Origin of the sequence: Enterococcus sp. DIV1089c (assembly GCF_050530965.1) — a bacterium.
In the GTDB taxonomy this organism is placed as follows: domain Bacteria; phylum Bacillota; class Bacilli; order Lactobacillales; family Enterococcaceae; genus Enterococcus_B; species Enterococcus_B hirae.
The window spans coordinates 1,050,288-1,067,680 of the sequence record NZ_CP172888.1 but is presented as its reverse complement, the minus strand read 5'-3'; the positions used below and the strand labels follow the sequence as shown (position 1 = coordinate 1,067,680).

Genomic DNA, 17,393 nt, shown 5'->3' with positions numbered 1-17,393 from the left:
TTCCTCTTTTATTTAGATTTTTGATACAACGCTGATTCAGCAAATTTTTCACCAATTTCTTTGGCTGACATGACATTTTTAATGCCAATCACTGTAATTCCTTTTTTCTCTGCTTGGATAAACATATTCAAAAAATTGACTGGTGTAAAAACGACATCATACTGAGTCGCAGAACTTTTTCCTTCAGAAATTGCACAATGATGGATTTTGGTAATTGACACACCTAGTTCTTTCATTGCCTTTTCGACGCTTCTCATCATCATCAAACTTGTTCCCGACCCGTTTGCGCAAGATACTAAAATTCTCATTATGTTTTCCTCCTATGTGTTCATTTTAATTTTATTGTTGTATTTAATTCTCGTTGTGATATTTTTCTGCATATTGCTCATAATCATCGACGATCAAAAAGTACCCGTCTGGATTTTTACGGTATTGTAATTGTGGAATAATCAATAGCCCAACCACGACTAATGCGATACCAACATACCCCAAAAACTTCATCATTACAGTAAATAATGGCCAAGCAGTGGCCCAGTCAAACATACCGAGATAGCCACCATATTTTGACATGCCGATCCAAGTTGCAAAAACGGCCGATCCACCAACTTGAATGATTCCAGAAAGAAATGGGAACAGACAGGCGGCTTTGAAACCACCTCGATTGTTGGCAAAAACTGCGATAACTGCATTGTCAAAGAACAGTGGAATAAAACCAGCAATCACGATGGTTGGTGATTTGAACAAAATGAGTAAGGCAATCATCAAAAATTGTCCTAAGGCACCAAACAAGAAGCCAATGGTTACGGCGTTAGGTGAACCAAAACCAAAAGTAGCAGCTACGTCAATCCCAGGAACCGCACCTGGTAGGATTGTATTTGAGATCCCTTGAAAAGATTGTGTTAGCTCATCCACGAAAGTACGGACTCCTAATTGTAAAATGGCTAGGTAGACAGCAAAATTCAATGATGTTGTCATAATATAGAACAAGAAACTTTGTCCTTCTTGCATAAACTGTGCTTGAATCAAATAATCTTTTCCTAGCACTAACAAAATAATTCCAAAAAATAAAAGCATTAATAAAGAAGTTGCTACCATATTTTCATTAAATATAGATAAAAAACCTGGTAATTCAATATCTTCCAATTTTTTATCCACTTTTTTAGAGTGTTCTTTTTTTTGATCACGTTTCTTTAAAAACTCGGCTAACTTCGCAAATATATAGATACCAAACATTTGCTGATGTGCCACAGAAAAACCAGCGCCCTCGGTTAACTCCTGGGTGATACCAACTGTTAAATTAGAAGCTACTGCCCAATAACAGCCTAAAATCAGTCCCATAAAAATCAGAACTTGAATTCTTCCTAAAGAGGGAAAACAAAATAATAATATCCAAAAAGCAGTTGCAGATTGTTGAATCTGAACATTTCCAGTTGTAAAAACCGAACGTAATTTTGTATATTTTTGAAAACGAACGAGTAAGATATTCATAACAAAAGCAATCAAAAGTAAAATCATGACATCCCCAAATGTACGACCAAATGTTTCCTCTAATCCAGAGTCAACGGCATTTTGTCCAAAATATGGATCGGTGACCATCGCATCCAGATTAAACCGTTCTTTTAAACCTACTAAAATGGGGCGGAAGTTGTTTACTAATCCTCCTGAACCAACCGTCAAAATGAAGTAACCGACTGTTGTTTCAAGAAACCAGCAATACACTCATAAAATGGACGTTTCAAGAGAATGTACCCTAGCAGTACAATAAAACCAATCAGATAAGCTGGTTGAGTTAAGATGTTTGTAGCGAAATAAGTCCAAATGCTCAATAAAAAATCAGCCATTCTTTTTTCCTCCTATAAGTTATACTCTTGCATCACCACTCGATAGTCTTCAATCGAATCGGTATCTGCCAAACGATCAATTAGCCCATCTATCATCAACAACTCAGACAATTTTTGAATATTTTCCATATGCTGATCTACATTTTTGGCTGCTAAAGTAAAGAATAAACTTGCTGATTTTTCTTCTTGGTCGAATTGAATGGGTCTTTTCATTTTAGTGAATGATATAGCTGTTCCATAAACTCCTTCACTATCTGCTGAAGAATGTGGCATTGCCACTTTGGGAACAATCACGATATAAGGACCATGTTCTTCTACACATTGGATGATTTCATCTACGTAACTTTGATCAATCAACTTTTTATCTAATAATAGTTGACAGCTTTCAGCAACAGCTTCCTTCCAATCAGTAATTTCTTTATCGGAATATTTCACCAAGCCTTGATCCAAAAAATATTTCAACATGTTGTTAGCCTCTTTTCTATAAGAATGACGGGAATGGTGTATCGTTTTCTACAGAAAATACATCCTCAAAACCACGGTAGAAATTAAATTCCAGGTCGTCTTTGTTCGTTGGATAGGTAAACTTGCCTCCTACCTGCCAGATATATGGTTTAAAATCGTACTTCAAGCGATCCTTTTTAAACTTCCATATTTCGGTAATTTCTTTTGGATCAGCCATAAAATTTGCCCAGATATCATAATGAACAGGGATGACTACTTTAGCCTTTAATGACTCAGCCATTCGCAACATATCGACAGAAGTCACTTTATCCGTGATACCTCGTGGATTTTCACCATATGCACCTAGGCAAACATCAATAGTATGTTCGTTCCCATGTTTCGCAAACATATTAGAATAATGAGAGTCTCCAGCATGATAAATATTTCCACCCGATGTTTCAAATAGATAATTCACAGCGATCTCATCCATTTCTTGAGGTATTTTCCCTTTTAAAGTTTCCTCTGGATCTTCACAAGTGACTAATGCTGTACGGTCAAATGCTTCTAAAGCAACGATAGTTACATCCTCAATTTTGACTTCATCTCCTGGTTTGACGATTATCGTTTTCTCTTTTGGAATTCCCCAGTTCAACCAAGTATTTACTACTTCTTGAGGACCAATGAATTTTGCATTCGGACAATTTTGATGAACAGCAGCTGCTGTATTGATATCCAAATGATCCGAATGGATATGCGTGATAACTAAAGCGTTTACACTTTTCATTTCAAAAGGGTCAATCACAAAAGGTTGCGTCCGCAAGTTCGGTTGCATTTTTTGAACCCCACTCATTCGCATCATCTGATGCCCTTTTTTCATCATCCCATTTCCATGACTACGTTTACCTGTCCCACACCATAAATCACACAAAATATTTGTCCCTTTATGCGTCTTTAACCAAATCCCGGTACAACCTAACCACCACATCGCAACCGTTCCTTCTTTTACTTCTTCTGTTTCGATCTCTTCATTCAAGTAGGTACCCCATTCAGGAAATGTTTCTAAAACCCAATTTTCTTTTGTGACATCATTGACATGTTTGCTCATTGTAATTCTCCTCTCAAGAACTTTCTTTTGTTGATATCTAAATCATAATATGCAACGACAAACATGAAAACCCTTTTATATGACTGTTTGTTATTTATATGATCGTTTTTGTAAGTTAATTGATTTTTTTAGTATGATATATATAGTTAATAAACTTTATATGAATCTTTGAAGCGATAAAAATCATATACATAGGCAACAAATAGGAGGGTAAATAATGAAAAATTCCATTGTCAATATTGAGAAGCGTCAAAAGGATATTTTGGAGCGATTACAACAAAAAGAGCAAATGACAACATATGAGTTAGCTGAATCTTTAAAAGTCTCTATTAGTACAATACGCAGAGACCTAAATTTATTAGAAGAAAAAAATGAGATCATTCGTCATTACGGGTTCTGTTCTTATAATTATGATAATCGTACAGACTTTGATCAATCTGGACCAGAACGACTAAAACAATCAATCGCTCGTGAAGCTTGTAAATACATCAATGATTATGATACCGTATTCATCAATTCTAGTTCTACTGCACTTAAAGTGGTTGAATATGTACGTGCCAATCACCTGACAATTGTCACAAATAACGTAAAAATCACTTACTCCCCTCATAAAGAAAACTGCAATTATATCTTGACTGGAGGTGAGATGCGCTTTCCAAAAGAAGCATTAGTGGGTGATATCGCATTAAATACCATTTCTTCAATGAATGCTGATGTCTGTATCATTGGTTGCAGTGGTGTGTCGCTCGATAATGGCGTAACAACTAAAATTCTCAATGAATCAACGATCAATGAAATGATGATTCGTCAAACGTTTAAATGTAAAATTCTAGTTGCTGATCATCGTAAAATTGGTTTAACATCAAAATTTAAAATTGCAGATATTTCTGTTTTTGATTATTTGATTACTGACAAGTTTTGTTCTGAAAAAGTAATTGCTGAAATCAAAAATGTTGGGGTGAAAGTCATCCAAATCAGTTAAAAAAAAGCCGGTGTGAATGGAACAAGGTTCTGTCCCAACCACATCGGCTTTTGCTTATTTACGAATGATGTTCAAATAAAATGACCTGATCCATTAAGTCAAAGCTCTTCAAATCAGCCTTTCAGCGATGGTTCGCTCTTACTTACTTAATAACAGTCTTTTTATTAAGCGTGATAACGTTCTACACCATCTAGGTATGTTGCTTCTAAAGTCATATCTGGATTCAATACGATAAAATCAGCGTCCCGTCCTTTTGCGATCTTGCCACAAGTATCATCGATCTTGCAGCTGATTGCTGGTACTAAGCTTCCCATCATCACAGCTTGTTCAGGTGTAGCTAATCCCCAGTCTACTACATTTTTGATTGCTTCTTTTAATTTCAAGATACTTCCTGCTAAATTACCTGATTCTAAGCGAGCAGTTCCATCTTTCACGACCACTGGAAATTCTCCTAAATTATAATTGCCATCAGGCATTCCACCAGCCATCATGCAATCAGTGATCAATGCCACATGGTCATGACCTGCTTTTTCCATTAAAATTTGAGCAGCATTTGGATGAACATGGTGCCCATCACAAATCAATTCTGAAAAAACATGTTCTAGCGATAGTAGCGCACCAACCATTCCAGGTTCACGATGATTTAATCCACGCATGCCATTATACGCATGGACAAAGACACTGGCACCTGCTTCTACTGCCTTTTGTGCTTCATCGATCGTCGCATTACTATGACCCAATGAAACAACCACGCCTTCATCTGTCACTTGTTTGACAAACTCTTCAACGCCTTTTCGTTCTGGGGCTAGGGCAATTTTTTTGATCAGTCCGCCAGAAGCTTCTTGCCATTCATGGAAAGTATCAAGATCAGGGTCTCCAAAATAACTTGGATTTTGCGCCCCTTTATGTTCTTCCGTAAAGAATGGTCCTTCAAAATAGATTCCTTTAATTTTTGCTCCAGGAGCTTCTTGGTACATTTTTCCAATTGTTTCAGCTACATCTTTTAAACGTTCTTTACTTGATGTTAAAGTAGTTGGTAAAAACGATGTTACTCCACAAGAAAGCAATCCTTCTGACATTGCTTTCACACCTTCTGCATCATTATCCATCACATCATGGTTCATATAGCCATGAATATGCGTATCAACTAGACCAGGAGCGATCCATTTTCCGCTTTGATCAATGATATTGACTTCTCCTTCAGGTGTGTTTTGGGTATACTCCCCAAAAAGACCATCAGTGATTTCAAGATAACCTGCATTTTTGACACCGGATGACAAAAAGAATTTGTCTGCGTAGATAAAAGTTCTCATTCTTCTCTCTCCTTTGATTTTCTATCCTAAAGGTACTCTTATTTTGGAGATAAGTCAAGAATGGTCTACACCATTTAGAGACTTTTTGCTATTTTTTTAACTGATTGTGCCAATTCTTCATAAAAGAGAGCTTTATTGATTTCACCTTTCTTTTTATAAATCAAACTCTTTAAAATAAATAAATCGTTAAGGTAATAATAACTATTTTTATCTTGCGCCCACCGTATTCCTTGATTTACTTGTTCTAAAGATAGTTCAATTTCTCCTTGGTGCAACAAAAAGCTTCCATAGTTATAAAAAATTTGAGTAAACTCACTTTTGGTTCGATCTTGGATCGTCTCTTGGAAGAGTTGGATACTACGACTTAAATAGTACCTCGCTTCCGCAGTTTTGCCAGCTACGCCATAGATTTTGCCAATGCAACTGACTAGCTGGATCTCAACATCCGTCACTTGTGTTCGATCTTTTAACGTCGAATAGGAGAGCGCTTCTTTTAAATAACTAAGTGCTTGAGTAATATTTTTTCGTAATGTAAATTCACAGACGCCTAAATAATAATAATATTTTTGAAAATCCGCAGCTTCGTACAAATTTTCTGTAACCTCTGGCGATTTTAACACTTGTTCCAGCTTGCGATAATCTCGTTGCTGAAAATACAAGTCTGTTAACTCAAAATTCTTTAAGACCGCTCGAATTTTCCCATGAGATAAACGCATGACATGATCGATCGTTACGCCTAAACGTTGGCAAATTTGTGCCATTACAACAACATTTGGTAGCTCTTCATTATTTTCAATTCTGCTTAAAACACTCTGTGAACAAATATCTTGCGAAAGCATTTTTTGTGTCATCTTCTGTTCTTTTCGAATTTCTTTTATGATTGTACCAAAGGAAGCGACCAACGTTTCCATAAGCATCCTCCTTCAAAATATGCGTATTCGCATTATACCAATATTTTACTTTACGGAAGAAGAAACATCAAGAAAAGTCCTATCAAAAACTTGTCCGACTTTTTTCCTTCCTTATTTTTGATTTAGCTAGTGATTATTTCATCTCTCACACCAAAAAGAGCCAAAACTTGAGTTCGGCTCTTTTGAGTAAAAACATCCATGACAGGCTATTTTTGTCGGTAAGTCGATAAAAATTCACGCATTTTGACAGCAGTCGTTTTCAGATCATCCATCTTTGGTAAATAAACGATTCTAAAATGATCCGGTTGATGCCAATTAAATCCCCCACCATGAACCAGCAAGATATGATGTTCATGTAGGAAATCTAAAACAAACTTTTCGTCATCTAAAATATTGAAACGCTTCGTATCAATCTTAGGAAAAATGTAAAACGCTGCTTTAGGTTTTACTGCAGAAAGGCCGGGAATGTCATTAATGGCATTGTAAATAAATTCTCGTTGCTCATAAATACGCCCACCAGGTAATAATAATTCATCCACACTTTGATAACCACCTAATGCCGTCTGAATGATTTGCTGAGACAATACATTGGAACAAAGACGCATCGAAGAAAGCATGTTCAATCCTTCAATATAGCCTTTAACATGTGATTTATCTCCACTCAACACCATCCAGCCAACACGAAATCCTGCAACACGATGGGATTTAGATAAACCGTTCAACGTCACGACAAATAAATCTGGTGCCAAGGTAGCGATTGGAATATGTTCTAAACCATCCATGACTAAACGATCATAAATTTCATCAGAATAAATAATCAATTGATTTTGACGAGCAATCTCCACGATTTGCTCTAAAATCTCTTTTGGATACAATGCTCCAGTCGGATTATTTGGGTTGATGATCACGATTGCTTTTGTTCTACTCGTTATTTTTGATTTAATATCATCAATATCAGGATACCATTCTGCTTGTTCGTCACATATATAATGAACAGGTTTTCCACCAGCCAGTGATACTGAAGCCGTCCATAATGGATAATCAGGCATCGGAACTAAAACCTCATCCCCATTATCAAGTAGACCTTGCATACACATTGTGATCAGTTCGCTGACTCCATTCCCTGTATAAATGTCGTTGATCGTCACATTGGGGAACTTTTTGATTTGACAATATTGTTCAATCGCTTTTCTTGCTGAAAAAATGCCTTTAGAATCAGAATAGCCTTCTGAATCTCGTGCATTCATAATCAAATCACGTATCACTTCATTTGGCGCTTCAAATCCAAAGGGGGCAGGATTTCCAGTATTTAACTTTAAAATACTGATCCCTTCTTCTTGCATACGTTCGGCTTCTTCTAACACAGGTCCACGTACGTCGTAGCTTACGCCTTCTAGTTTATTGGATTTTTCAAATTCTCTCATAACGCTATCCAATCCCTCATTTCAAAATAAACAGAAATTTCTGATTTTTTATTTTTTACTTATTTTCAATATCATACTCTATCCCTCTAAAATTTACCACAATTTTAAGTAAAACCATAAGAAATTTTAGTTAGTTTTCAAACTCATTTCCGTCGATATTCATTGAATAAATTCGCACCCCAGTCCATAGCAATTCCGCAAATAACACCCAAAAAAATTCCGGCAGACAAATCTTTCAATACAATACCAAGAATTAGCCCAACACTCATTCCTAAGATAGAAAACTCCCCATCATATTTTTCCACTTTTTCTCTCCCTTTTCATCTTGACATCTGCGGAAATACTCGCTATCATTAATTTATTGTTATTATACGCAGACGTGATGGAACGGCAGACATGCAAGATTGAGGGTCTTGTGAGCGTACGCTCGTGTGGGTTCAAATCCCATCGTCTGCATCAATGACTAGTCGTAGAGCATTCCGTGCTCTACGTTTTTTTGTTTTCTTATTCACGTCTTATTAATAAACTTACTGTTCGTTATACTAAACGACCTGACTTCTGATAATTTTACGCATTAATTCTTCTTTCTATTTTACTCTTCCTGTTAATTTACTGCTAATGATTACCATGGACAGTTCCTTCTTATGTTTCATAAGATAGCTTTTTTGATTATTTCTCCTTTTTACGATTAAGCAATGAAATCAGTATTGTTTTATCTGCATGCCTTCTATTTTGCCCATCTTGATCATTTTTTATACTTACAACCTATGACCTATACTGTAAAAGAATTATGAGAACGATGAATATTAGGAACCATAATTGAACTCTTATTCAATCGATTCTTTTAAATAGTATAACGCTTGTTTACAGTTCTTGAATCCTTTTGCTTTCCATTGGACATTTCTCTTTCTTGACTTATATATTTCATTTTTTTCTCATCATCAAACTCGTATTCTTATAAATAAAGATGACATTACCAGCTTATAACCTTATTTTATAAGCTTAAGCAGTATTTTAGTACTAATATAAAAATTAGTTTATAATTAGAGTATGTCAAATATGGAGAGGAGAAATAACAAATGAAAACTTTAGACATTATTGCTTTAACATTGTTGATCGTTGGTGGATTAAATTGGTTATTGGTTGGTTTATTAGAATTTGATTTAGTTGCTACTATTGCAGGTGGATCTACGACAATTCTAGCTAAAGCGATCTATATTATTGTAGGAATTTGTGCTATTTATTGTTTGAAATTCTTTCCACTTATTACAAATAGAGTAGAACGATAATTTTTTAATTATCCTCTGTTCCTAATATAAATAAAGCAGTCATGAGCGTTAGTTTGTATGCTCATGACTGTTTTTATTTATATTCATGTAAGCGTTATTCGAGACAAAAGAGAGATTTTTTCTACAAAAAAACGTGAGATTAACCTTTTCTTAATAACTAGACAGCTACTCTTTTCAGAGACATTATGCTTGATTTCACAACAAAGAAATCGCTTTCGATTACATATGTTACTTCAAATATTACAAAAAAGGTAGATTTGTCATAAAGCTATTACCTATGAAATATATCCCCGTGGTAAAGTATTCCTCGTTGGTCACAACAAAACTATTTTTAAATTTACGAAGGAGCTTTTACATGAAATCACTTAAAACATTACTATTAGGAACAACTTTGACTGCCGGCGCACTATTCTTTATGGGAACGTCTGCACATGCGGACGAAGCTTATACCGTTCAATCAGGTGATACGCTATCAACGATTTCTCAAAAATACGTTGGTGATAACTCCTTGATCCAAACTATTGCAGAAAAAAATTCAATCTCAAACATCAACTTGATTTATTCAGGTCAACAATTAACAATCCCAACAGGCGAACAAGCAACAACACAAACAGCTTATCAAGCGCCTGCTCAAACAAAAACAGTGGCTGAACAACCAGTGAAGCAAGAACCAGTTCAACAAGCAGCACCTGCCCAACCAGTTGCTCAAGCAACTCAAACAGCGGCACAAGCAACACCAGCGACAACAAATACAAGCTCAGCGAAAGAATGGATCGCTCAAAAAGAATCTAGCGGTTCTTATACAGCAACAAACGGTCGTTACATCGGACGTTACCAATTAGATTCTTCTTACTTAAATGGTGACTATTCAGCAGCAAACCAAGAACGAGTTGCTGAACAATACGTATCTTCTCGTTACGGCTCATGGGAAGCAGCTAAATCTTTCTGGGAAGCAAACGGTTGGTACTAATATAAAATAGCTTGTTTAAAAAGCGAAGGTCCCTCTTTAGGATCTTCGTTTTTTTTACTAAGCAAAGCGTAAATGAAAAAAATTGGCAGAAATGGTATCCTTTCTGTCAATTTTTTTGGTAATTTCGATTTTCTAATTCCAGTTTGGCAAATGGTGGTTCGTTCATCGTGTTTTTTGAACAGTTGTGTTTGTCTAACTGCTCAAAATTATTTTTTGTTTCTTTCATGACGTTCAATAAATAGTTGTTCTCTGCTTTCAATCGTTTCACTAATGAATTCAAATAATTGTTTTCTTTATGTAATTCGTCTATTGTTTTACTCTTTTCGTCTGTCATATGATTTGAATAGTTGTCTGTTTCTCTTCCTGGTTTCTTCATCCCCACCTCAGAAGGCAACAACGAGTGGTGAAGTAATTTAGTATACAGTTCTTTGTATTCTTGATACTCAGCATTCAATTGTTCTTTCATATGATCATTTGTCGATTTTTTTCGATAGATGGATGTCTTATTTTGTTGAAGAACTGCTTCTAACTTTTTGAGTAATTTTGTTTCTATTTCACAGTTTTTATATTTGGACATAATATAAGCAGAATTGAGACGTCCTTCTTTCATGGGTATTAGGCCAATATGTAAGTGTGGTTTCTCTTCATCAAAATGAACATGTGCATAAATGATATTCGATAGACCGTATAGTTTTTGAAAGGTTTGAACAATTTGTAAAAAAAATAGTTTTGTTTCTCTTACTGATAATTTTTTTAATGCCGATTCTTTAAAGATGATTCGCCATTCAATTAATATCGTCCAATTAGAATGAATCGATTTTGTTGAAGATAAATGGGTCAAATATTTTCTAATGATCTTTTTATAGTCAATAAATTTCTTATTTAAAACATCATAATTTAAAGATGTTTTATCTGGTTGTACAATACTTGATTCAACTATTTCTCTTTGATTATGTCTTTGGACTTGTTCTAATTCATAAAATCGATAATCCGTTTTTTCTAATTTGATTGATTTAATAGTTCTGCCTCCTTACTTTCTTCTTACTATGTGAATCTTTCAAACAAGTAAATAAACAACGTTTTCATCTAAAGTTTAGTTAATTCTATCCGAAAAAACAAACCGAAAAATTCCTATTTCTTGGTAATTATGTACTTTTAGTGAAATAAAAAAGGACCCTCTTTAAAGGATCCCAAGTAAACCAGTTAAAACAAAACCTACTTCGTGAATTTTCGAGTGAACTAAGATAATAAAGCAAGCTTTGGCCCGCCTCTAAATAACTATTTTTTATTATGCTAGCTATGATTCGTTAATCAATACGGAGTGTTCCATCAATGGTTGTTGTATTGATTAGTTCTTTTTCATCATATACTTTATAATATATCTTTATGCCATGCGTACCCGAGGAAGGCATATTCTTGAAAGCAACCGATTCAATCCCATTGTTGGGTGGAATCAATCCTGAAACATATAATTTTTTTTGATTAGATGCTAAATAGTATTCTACTTGTATATTATAGGAGTTGACACCCACATTACGTACATCCACGTGGGCTTTTCCCTCTTTATTTAATTCGATTTCATGCTTCAATACAATCCGAACATTGTCTTTATCGACTTCTTCCTGCATCTTTTTTAATAATTCGCCATTATTCAACTGAGTGATGTTCTCATCAAAATCTGGCAATCCTGTAACGACTTGAGGGGGAGATTGATTAAAATAGAAGTATCCACTGATCCCCAATATCAAAAGTACTACAGAGAAGGTTATCAGGATATATGTGCTTTTTTTTCTTTGTTTTGCTTTATGTGCCATTTAAAAATCTCCCTTTCTGATAAAATCAAAAACAAATCGTCTCAACCAGATGGATAAAAAAATCATTCGTTAAGCATTTACTTTTATTTTTTTTCAAACAATCCACAAGTTTTTTTGTTGATCAACTAGTTTCTTTCGTTCCAACAGTTTATACTTTCAATGATTAGCAGAACTCCAACTATTTGGAATCCTGCTAAATGGTATTCTAAGACAGTCATGTCAATGTTACTATGTGCGAAATCCCCTGTTTATTCTGCTGGGGATTCCAATAATATATGATATAAATGAAACAAATCACGCTTTTTTATGATTCAGTATCTTTTAAAGCAGTGAAATTAAACGTTATTTCGTAACTTGGTCTAACCACTTGATTTTCTTTAAATCCTTCAGCGATTTTTCCTTCGAATTTTAACGTTTTAGATGAAGATTTATCTAATTCTGTTAAATAAGTAGGGCTATTAAGAAATTGACCCGCAACACTTTGTAAACGGACGCCCGCTTCATTTGTTGGCGTAAAGTATAAATCTTGTCTTACACCCGATTGACTTTTTTCTTCAAATTTTGATATTTCAATCTTGACTCTACGTGCACTAGAATTATTTGTTACGGTATAAATAGGTGATAAGATATTAGGAAGTGGCTGGCCATCATCTGTTACCGCATTTGCATAACGTACTTTTGTAGGTACAGTGATGTCAACATAAGATACATCTTCCGGTCCGACCGGATCCCATGGACCAATCCAGCCATCCACTTTAATTTGTGCATTATCTTCTCCTTGAATAGTTACGCTGTCATCCTCAGGGTCACTTAATCCAGGAATCCAGCCTAATTCATTATCTTTAACTGTTTCTGCACTTGCATTCATTGTTCCAATCCCAAATCCACCTAATAAAATAGATGATACTAGTAACACATTTGTCAACTTCTTCATTATTCTGTCTCTCTCCTCGCTGAAAACGTCTCACAACATTTCCATAAAAATAAAATTACATGATATAGTTTTTTTCTCGATTGAGCTCAATCAACATAACCGTTGAGAAAAGGGATACAATTGTTCCAAGTAACATCATATAAACGCTCAATTGTTCACCAGTTTGTGGAAGTCTCACTTTTTTTGAAGAACCTGAATCAGATGGTGTGATCGTTATAGTTGCTTTTTCTTTGGTTCCTGCGTCACTTACGTTATCAATTGTACTGGCATCTGCGTCCGCATCCCATACTCCTATTATTGCTTCAACTTGAATCGTTTGTTCATTTGTGGTTTGTGCATGACAGTTTGTTGTAATGAAAAGACTAACCATTAAAACACCTATCAAATAATACATCACTCTTTTTATTTCGCTCTTCACCTCCAATACTTTAACGACGCAACCTCCACAATAATATTATCCGTAAAAATAAAATAGAATGAAAACCAAGTTTTACCGATAGATTGGTAAATACCTTTTCCATTAGTAATTGTTATGTAACAAAAAGATGATTAGCTTAGAACATCTAAAAAATAATACTTAATTTTTAGCCATATCAGTTGATAAGCGGAAACTTTTCCGAAATTTATAGTCATAGTGCAAACTAACTATCCATACTGGAATTAACTTTTATATGGTAATAATCAACTAATTTATTAATGATATCTTCATCAAAATAACTAGACATCCCAATCGTTGGAATACCGAAATGGTCAGGCGAATATACATCTGTTAAAAGGCAATCGAACTTTTGTAAATAGCCCTTTTGTATTTGAGTAGTAGGATCGAGTATCTCAATTTTGATATTATGTCTAAAATAAAATTGAATTTCCTCTTTGAGCATCCGCATATGATCGTAAGAGCTATCCAATAATAGTGCTACATTGATACTTGTTTTACTTTCTCTCACGCGTACCCATAGTTCAGACCAAGAAGTTAATAATTTGAAGATGGATTGCTGGATCATTTCATCTAAGTAAGATAAAAATGGATTACCAAGAGAAAAGTAAATATCAAAAAATTCATCTCTTAATGCGGTAACTAACTCAGGACTTACCTTCAACGTATTTTCAAAAAAATCCGTTTTTTTATTGTATAAAATATAAGTAGGTCGCACCGAACTCATGGTCGTCCAATAAATATCATAAATCAATTTATCTCGATTCTCGCAAAGTAATCCAAAACGTTCTTCCAGCAAAGTAATCACATAGCCGATCTGTTTCTTTATTGAGACCGAATCGATTTCAACTCCTTCTGAATGAAAGCGAGCGATTGGATTAATTGGCTGATGGAATTCATAAAATAATTGCTGAAGATTTTCTTTTACACTTTTGATGCCAAAGACATTATGTATTTTTTCTACTAGTTTTTTTTCGTTCATTAGATGTGTAAAATGAAAAGGTATCTCGTTAACTTCTAATTGATAGCCTTGCTTCAATCGTGTAAAACAGACATACAATTGAAATTTTAAATTTCCCAAAAATAAATGATGGTCATTGTTCACAATTGCCCATATCGTATTTTCTTTGATGAATATATCAATGATCTCTGAAATCAAATTTCTTTCTTCTTTTTGTATCAATTTTTCGGGCAAATGATATTTCTCAGAAAAATATACTGAAAAGAAGTCTCTGATATTCCCTTCGTTTCCGATAATTTTGATTTGATTGGTAATTTGAAAATCGAAAAACCGGATTTCTTGATTGATTCGATTAATTACCCTTGATACCTGAGTTTCTGAAATATAAAGCAAATCACTAAGCTCTTCTTTAGAAGTAACTTTTCCTAGGAAAATCGTTTCCAGTAATGTGTATTCTAGACTCTTTTCAAGAATTTTTGAATAGATAAATGACTTAGGCGTTGTGATATCTTTCTTTAAAATGATTCCTGCTCTAAAAGAAGTTTCAATTGATAGAGGCTCAATCATTTCGTTGACTTGAGATAGATCATTTCGAATGGTTTTTTCTGAACTATCAATTTTTTCAGCTAATTCCGCAGTCGTAATCCATTCCGTATTCCAAAGGATTTCTAAAATATTCAATTGGCGTCTCAAACGCCCGTCTAATATTTCTCTCATTTCTATTACATCTCTCCTCTCCTAACAGATAAATACTCCTTGTTTTATTTTTAGCATATCCCAATCTTTAAAAATAACCTTAATATACCGAGCCCTTGGTAAAATATCTTTCATAATCTTTTATTTTTTCCACCGATCCATTGAGTTGTTCGTGATGCAAAGTAAAAAAATAGGAGACCAAAGACAATCATTCATCTCGGGTCCCTTTACTAGGTAGATCTATGCAACAAACAGAATCGTTTTCACTAAATAGCACGCTCACTTTTTTTATAGTTAATGTAACGATAACTGCTCTTTGGATGTTCATTCGGAAATACTACTATGATTGTTACTGTATCGTTCAGCCTCTTTCTCAATATGTATATTCAACTTGTTTTACTTTTAGATGAGTATATTCTTTCTAAAAACGTGTAATTCTTCCTTTTTGTTGATCAAAAAATGATGTAGTTTTTTGACAAATTCTTCTCCAAAATAATTAGGGACGCCAATAATTTTCACATCTCCTAGATCGCCAGTATTAAAGCCATTGGTTAGGACACAATCATAGTGTTTTAGCTGATTCACAGAATTTTGTGCTATTGGCAATAAAATATCAACTTCATATGTATTTCTAAAATGATATTCGATTTCTTCTTTTAGCATTTTTAAATGCCCGGCTGGTGCATCTAATAGCAATGCAGCGTGGATTTTAATCGTTGGCTTACGTATTTCCGAACGAAATTCAGACCATTGTGAAACTAAAGTATAAATGGATTGATAAATCATATTTTTTTTATCTAGAGAATGAACGGTTAGATCGTCATAAATTTCACTGAATTTAGCTTTCAAATTTAAAACGATATCTTGTCGATCATTCATTAATTCGCAGACAAAATCTTCTTCAACGTTATTTAAAATATGCGTTGGACCGATCGTACGAAATATCCGCCACATAACGGCCTGAAGTAGAGCTGTTTTGTTCTGGCATTTAATCTTAAATTCATAGCTAACTTCCAAAATCAGATTTTCCAGTCTTGTTTGTAAGATCGATTGACTAGTCCCTAGTTGTAAGCATCTTTCATTTAATTTGAATGGAGCATGAAAATACTCAAACAGGTTAAACAAAACTTCTTCTGATAGTTCGATACCAAAAACAGCTTGCCACCTTTTGTTTAATTCTCGATCTCCAGTAATCATAGAATAATTAAAATAATCTTCCTCTTGTTTAAAGAATGAGCTAGATTTACAACGATAGGCAGCCACCCATAATCTCATTCGCATTTTATTCAATAAAAAATGATGTTGATCATCCATAACCATCTTCTCTTTATTTTGTTTATAAAAAATATCAAGTACTGTATCAATCAGTTGAAATTCTTCTGTTTTAAAAAGTAAATCGGGTGAAAGGTATTTTTCATAGAACAAACTAGAGAAAAGTTTACGGATATTTTTTTCGTGACCGATCAATTTCAAATCATTTGTGATTTTTATTTCGTATTTTTTCATTAAAATATTCATTTTATTATGTAATCGATTGAGTTGTGTTTCTGAAATAAAGAGTTGATCGCATAGTTCCCCTCTTTTCATCATGGGATTGATGAATATCATTTCCAACATTTGACATTCGACACTTTTTTGTAAAAAAAGCGAATAAACATATGATTTTGAAACACCTAAGTCTTTACTTAAAAAAACGCCATATTTTACCGAAGTCTCTATTTTTAAAGGTTCAATTATTTCATTCAGTTGTTTGATGTCTGTTCGTATCGTTTTTTCAACCCCACCTATTTTTTTGACGATCTCTGCAATCGTCAGCCATTCGTTGCTCCAGAGTAACTCTAAGAGTGCTAGCTGTCTTAAACTTTGTTTCGTTAGTAATTGCTTCATTTTCCCCTCCTAATCCCTCAAAATTTACAAACGCTTTGTTTTCTCTATTCTCCTCTATTATTAATTTTAATGTACGAAAATAAGTATGTCTACCATTTCATTAAAATATAAGTATAATAATATTAAAAAAGTAGTGATCAACCTATAAGATTCGTGCTTTTCTGCGAGGTAATATTTTAATAAAAATAACACTCAAGATATCTATTATTAAAATATTTACTACCGGATCTTTTAGAGAACTCCATAAAGAGCCTTTCACTAAAATAATCTTTTTATCATTTTCACTACAATAGAAAAAACGCCTAAATTCGAGGACATTTTCAGCCACAGATTTAAGCGTTTATTTTTTTATATTTAATCGTTTTTTTACATAATCAATACACTGT

The 17,393-nt window shown here is 34.1% G+C and carries 16 protein-coding genes, 1 tRNA gene and 1 pseudogene; 4 read left to right on the top strand and 14 right to left on the bottom strand.

Features of this window, described 5'->3' with window-relative positions:
- Positions 1–8: 8 nt before the first annotated feature.
- The 4 genes and pseudogenes from IGL30_RS05050 to ulaG all read right to left on the bottom strand — a co-directional run bounded on the left by IGL30_RS05050 (position 9) and on the right by ulaG (position 3,390).
- Entirely contained in the window at positions 9–308 is a 300-nt protein-coding gene (locus IGL30_RS05050) for a PTS sugar transporter subunit IIB (RefSeq protein WP_010719408.1), read from the bottom strand.
- Between the two features lie 43 nt (positions 309–351).
- A pseudogene (locus tag IGL30_RS05045) lies at positions 352–1,841 on the bottom strand (PTS ascorbate transporter subunit IIC).
- Between the two features lie 12 nt (positions 1,842–1,853).
- The gene (locus IGL30_RS05040) at positions 1,854–2,306 is read right to left on the bottom strand and encodes a PTS sugar transporter subunit IIA (protein WP_034866766.1); all 453 of its coding nucleotides are present in this window, start codon (positions 2,304–2,306) and stop codon (positions 1,854–1,856) included.
- A gap of 16 nt (positions 2,307–2,322) precedes the next feature.
- Positions 2,323–3,390: an L-ascorbate 6-phosphate lactonase gene (ulaG, locus tag IGL30_RS05035; protein WP_123874847.1), complete on the bottom strand. Its 1,068-nt coding sequence runs from the start codon at positions 3,388–3,390 to the stop codon at positions 2,323–2,325.
- 217 nt (positions 3,391–3,607) lie between these two features.
- Here ulaG and IGL30_RS05030 point away from each other — a divergent pair, with 217 nt between their 5' ends.
- Complete coding sequence (locus IGL30_RS05030) at positions 3,608–4,372, top strand: DeoR/GlpR family DNA-binding transcription regulator (protein WP_053766402.1); 765 nt, start codon at positions 3,608–3,610, stop codon at positions 4,370–4,372.
- Between the two features lie 164 nt (positions 4,373–4,536).
- Here IGL30_RS05030 and nagA read toward each other — a convergent pair whose 3' ends face one another.
- From nagA to IGL30_RS05010, 4 genes are all read right to left on the bottom strand, one after another.
- Complete coding sequence (gene nagA / locus IGL30_RS05025) at positions 4,537–5,685, bottom strand: N-acetylglucosamine-6-phosphate deacetylase (protein ID WP_010719415.1); 1,149 nt, start codon at positions 5,683–5,685, stop codon at positions 4,537–4,539.
- A gap of 74 nt (positions 5,686–5,759) precedes the next feature.
- Positions 5,760–6,596 carry a helix-turn-helix domain-containing protein gene (locus tag IGL30_RS05020; RefSeq protein ID WP_010719416.1) on the bottom strand — a complete coding sequence of 279 codons (837 nt, stop codon included), beginning with the start codon at positions 6,594–6,596 and terminating at the stop codon, positions 5,760–5,762.
- A 206-nt stretch (positions 6,597–6,802) separates the two neighbouring features.
- Positions 6,803–8,020, bottom strand: coding sequence for a pyridoxal phosphate-dependent aminotransferase (locus IGL30_RS05015; RefSeq protein ID WP_010719417.1), 1,218 nt, complete (start codon positions 8,018–8,020; stop codon positions 6,803–6,805).
- Between the two features lie 143 nt (positions 8,021–8,163).
- Positions 8,164–8,325, bottom strand: a complete 162-nt coding sequence (locus IGL30_RS05010; RefSeq protein WP_010719418.1) for a hypothetical protein — start codon at positions 8,323–8,325, stop codon at positions 8,164–8,166.
- Positions 8,326–8,393: 68 nt separating this feature from the next.
- On the opposite strand from IGL30_RS05010, the gene IGL30_RS05005 reads away from it, so the two are divergent.
- The 3 genes from IGL30_RS05005 (at position 8,394) to IGL30_RS04995 (ending at position 10,279) form a co-directional block, all read left to right on the top strand.
- Positions 8,394–8,476 (top strand) — tRNA-Leu (locus IGL30_RS05005).
- 623 nt (positions 8,477–9,099) lie between these two features.
- Positions 9,100–9,309, top strand: coding sequence for a DUF378 domain-containing protein (locus tag IGL30_RS05000; RefSeq protein ID WP_010719419.1), 210 nt, complete (start codon positions 9,100–9,102; stop codon positions 9,307–9,309).
- A gap of 355 nt (positions 9,310–9,664) precedes the next feature.
- Complete coding sequence (locus tag IGL30_RS04995) at positions 9,665–10,279, top strand: LysM peptidoglycan-binding domain-containing protein (RefSeq protein ID WP_010719321.1); 615 nt, start codon at positions 9,665–9,667, stop codon at positions 10,277–10,279.
- A 106-nt stretch (positions 10,280–10,385) separates the two neighbouring features.
- Here the strand turns inward: IGL30_RS04995 and IGL30_RS04990 are convergent, their stop codons facing one another.
- From IGL30_RS04990 to IGL30_RS04965, 6 genes are all read right to left on the bottom strand, one after another.
- Positions 10,386–11,204, bottom strand: a complete 819-nt coding sequence (locus IGL30_RS04990) for a plasmid recombination protein (protein WP_375371710.1) — start codon at positions 11,202–11,204, stop codon at positions 10,386–10,388.
- A gap of 382 nt (positions 11,205–11,586) precedes the next feature.
- The gene (locus IGL30_RS04985; RefSeq protein ID WP_010737409.1) at positions 11,587–12,093 is read right to left on the bottom strand and encodes a hypothetical protein; all 507 of its coding nucleotides are present in this window, start codon (positions 12,091–12,093) and stop codon (positions 11,587–11,589) included.
- A 304-nt stretch (positions 12,094–12,397) separates the two neighbouring features.
- On the bottom strand, positions 12,398–13,027 hold the full coding sequence (locus IGL30_RS04980) for a hypothetical protein (protein WP_088745506.1): 630 nt from the start codon (positions 13,025–13,027) through the stop codon (positions 12,398–12,400).
- A 55-nt stretch (positions 13,028–13,082) separates the two neighbouring features.
- Entirely contained in the window at positions 13,083–13,421 is a 339-nt protein-coding gene (locus IGL30_RS04975; protein WP_223603537.1) for an LPXTG cell wall anchor domain-containing protein, read from the bottom strand.
- A gap of 247 nt (positions 13,422–13,668) precedes the next feature.
- Entirely contained in the window at positions 13,669–15,141 is a 1,473-nt protein-coding gene (locus IGL30_RS04970) for a helix-turn-helix domain-containing protein (RefSeq protein WP_123874850.1), read from the bottom strand.
- Positions 15,142–15,522: 381 nt separating this feature from the next.
- A complete protein-coding gene (locus tag IGL30_RS04965) occupies positions 15,523–17,007 on the bottom strand; it encodes a helix-turn-helix domain-containing protein (RefSeq protein WP_034867558.1) in 1,485 nt (494 codons plus the stop codon).
- Between the last annotated feature and the right edge of the window lie 386 nt (positions 17,008–17,393).

Bases quoted from the DNA above. Each gene is read 5' to 3' on its own strand.
- IGL30_RS04980 (WP_088745506.1), bottom strand. From the start codon at position 13,027: ATGAAGAAGTTGACAAATGTGTTACTAGTATCATCTATTTTATTAGGT.
- IGL30_RS04970 (WP_123874850.1), bottom strand. From the start codon at position 15,141: ATGAGAGAAATATTAGACGGGCGTTTGAGACGCCAATTGAATATTTTA.
- IGL30_RS05030 (WP_053766402.1), top strand. From the start codon at position 3,608: ATGAAAAATTCCATTGTCAATATTGAGAAGCGTCAAAAGGATATTTTG.
- IGL30_RS04965 (WP_034867558.1), bottom strand. From the start codon at position 17,007: ATGAAGCAATTACTAACGAAACAAAGTTTAAGACAGCTAGCACTCTTA.
- IGL30_RS05050 (WP_010719408.1), bottom strand. From the start codon at position 308: ATGAGAATTTTAGTATCTTGCGCAAACGGGTCGGGAACAAGTTTGATG.
- ulaG (WP_123874847.1), bottom strand. From the start codon at position 3,390: ATGAGCAAACATGTCAATGATGTCACAAAAGAAAATTGGGTTTTAGAA.
- IGL30_RS04985 (WP_010737409.1), bottom strand. From the start codon at position 12,093: ATGGCACATAAAGCAAAACAAAGAAAAAAAAGCACATATATCCTGATA.
- IGL30_RS05040 (WP_034866766.1), bottom strand. From the start codon at position 2,306: ATGTTGAAATATTTTTTGGATCAAGGCTTGGTGAAATATTCCGATAAA.
- IGL30_RS04975 (WP_223603537.1), bottom strand. From the start codon at position 13,421: ATGTATTATTTGATAGGTGTTTTAATGGTTAGTCTTTTCATTACAACA.
- IGL30_RS05020 (WP_010719416.1), bottom strand. From the start codon at position 6,596: ATGGAAACGTTGGTCGCTTCCTTTGGTACAATCATAAAAGAAATTCGA.
- IGL30_RS05015 (WP_010719417.1), bottom strand. From the start codon at position 8,020: ATGAGAGAATTTGAAAAATCCAATAAACTAGAAGGCGTAAGCTACGAC.
- IGL30_RS05000 (WP_010719419.1), top strand. From the start codon at position 9,100: ATGAAAACTTTAGACATTATTGCTTTAACATTGTTGATCGTTGGTGGA.
- IGL30_RS04995 (WP_010719321.1), top strand. From the start codon at position 9,665: ATGAAATCACTTAAAACATTACTATTAGGAACAACTTTGACTGCCGGC.
- nagA (WP_010719415.1), bottom strand. From the start codon at position 5,685: ATGAGAACTTTTATCTACGCAGACAAATTCTTTTTGTCATCCGGTGTC.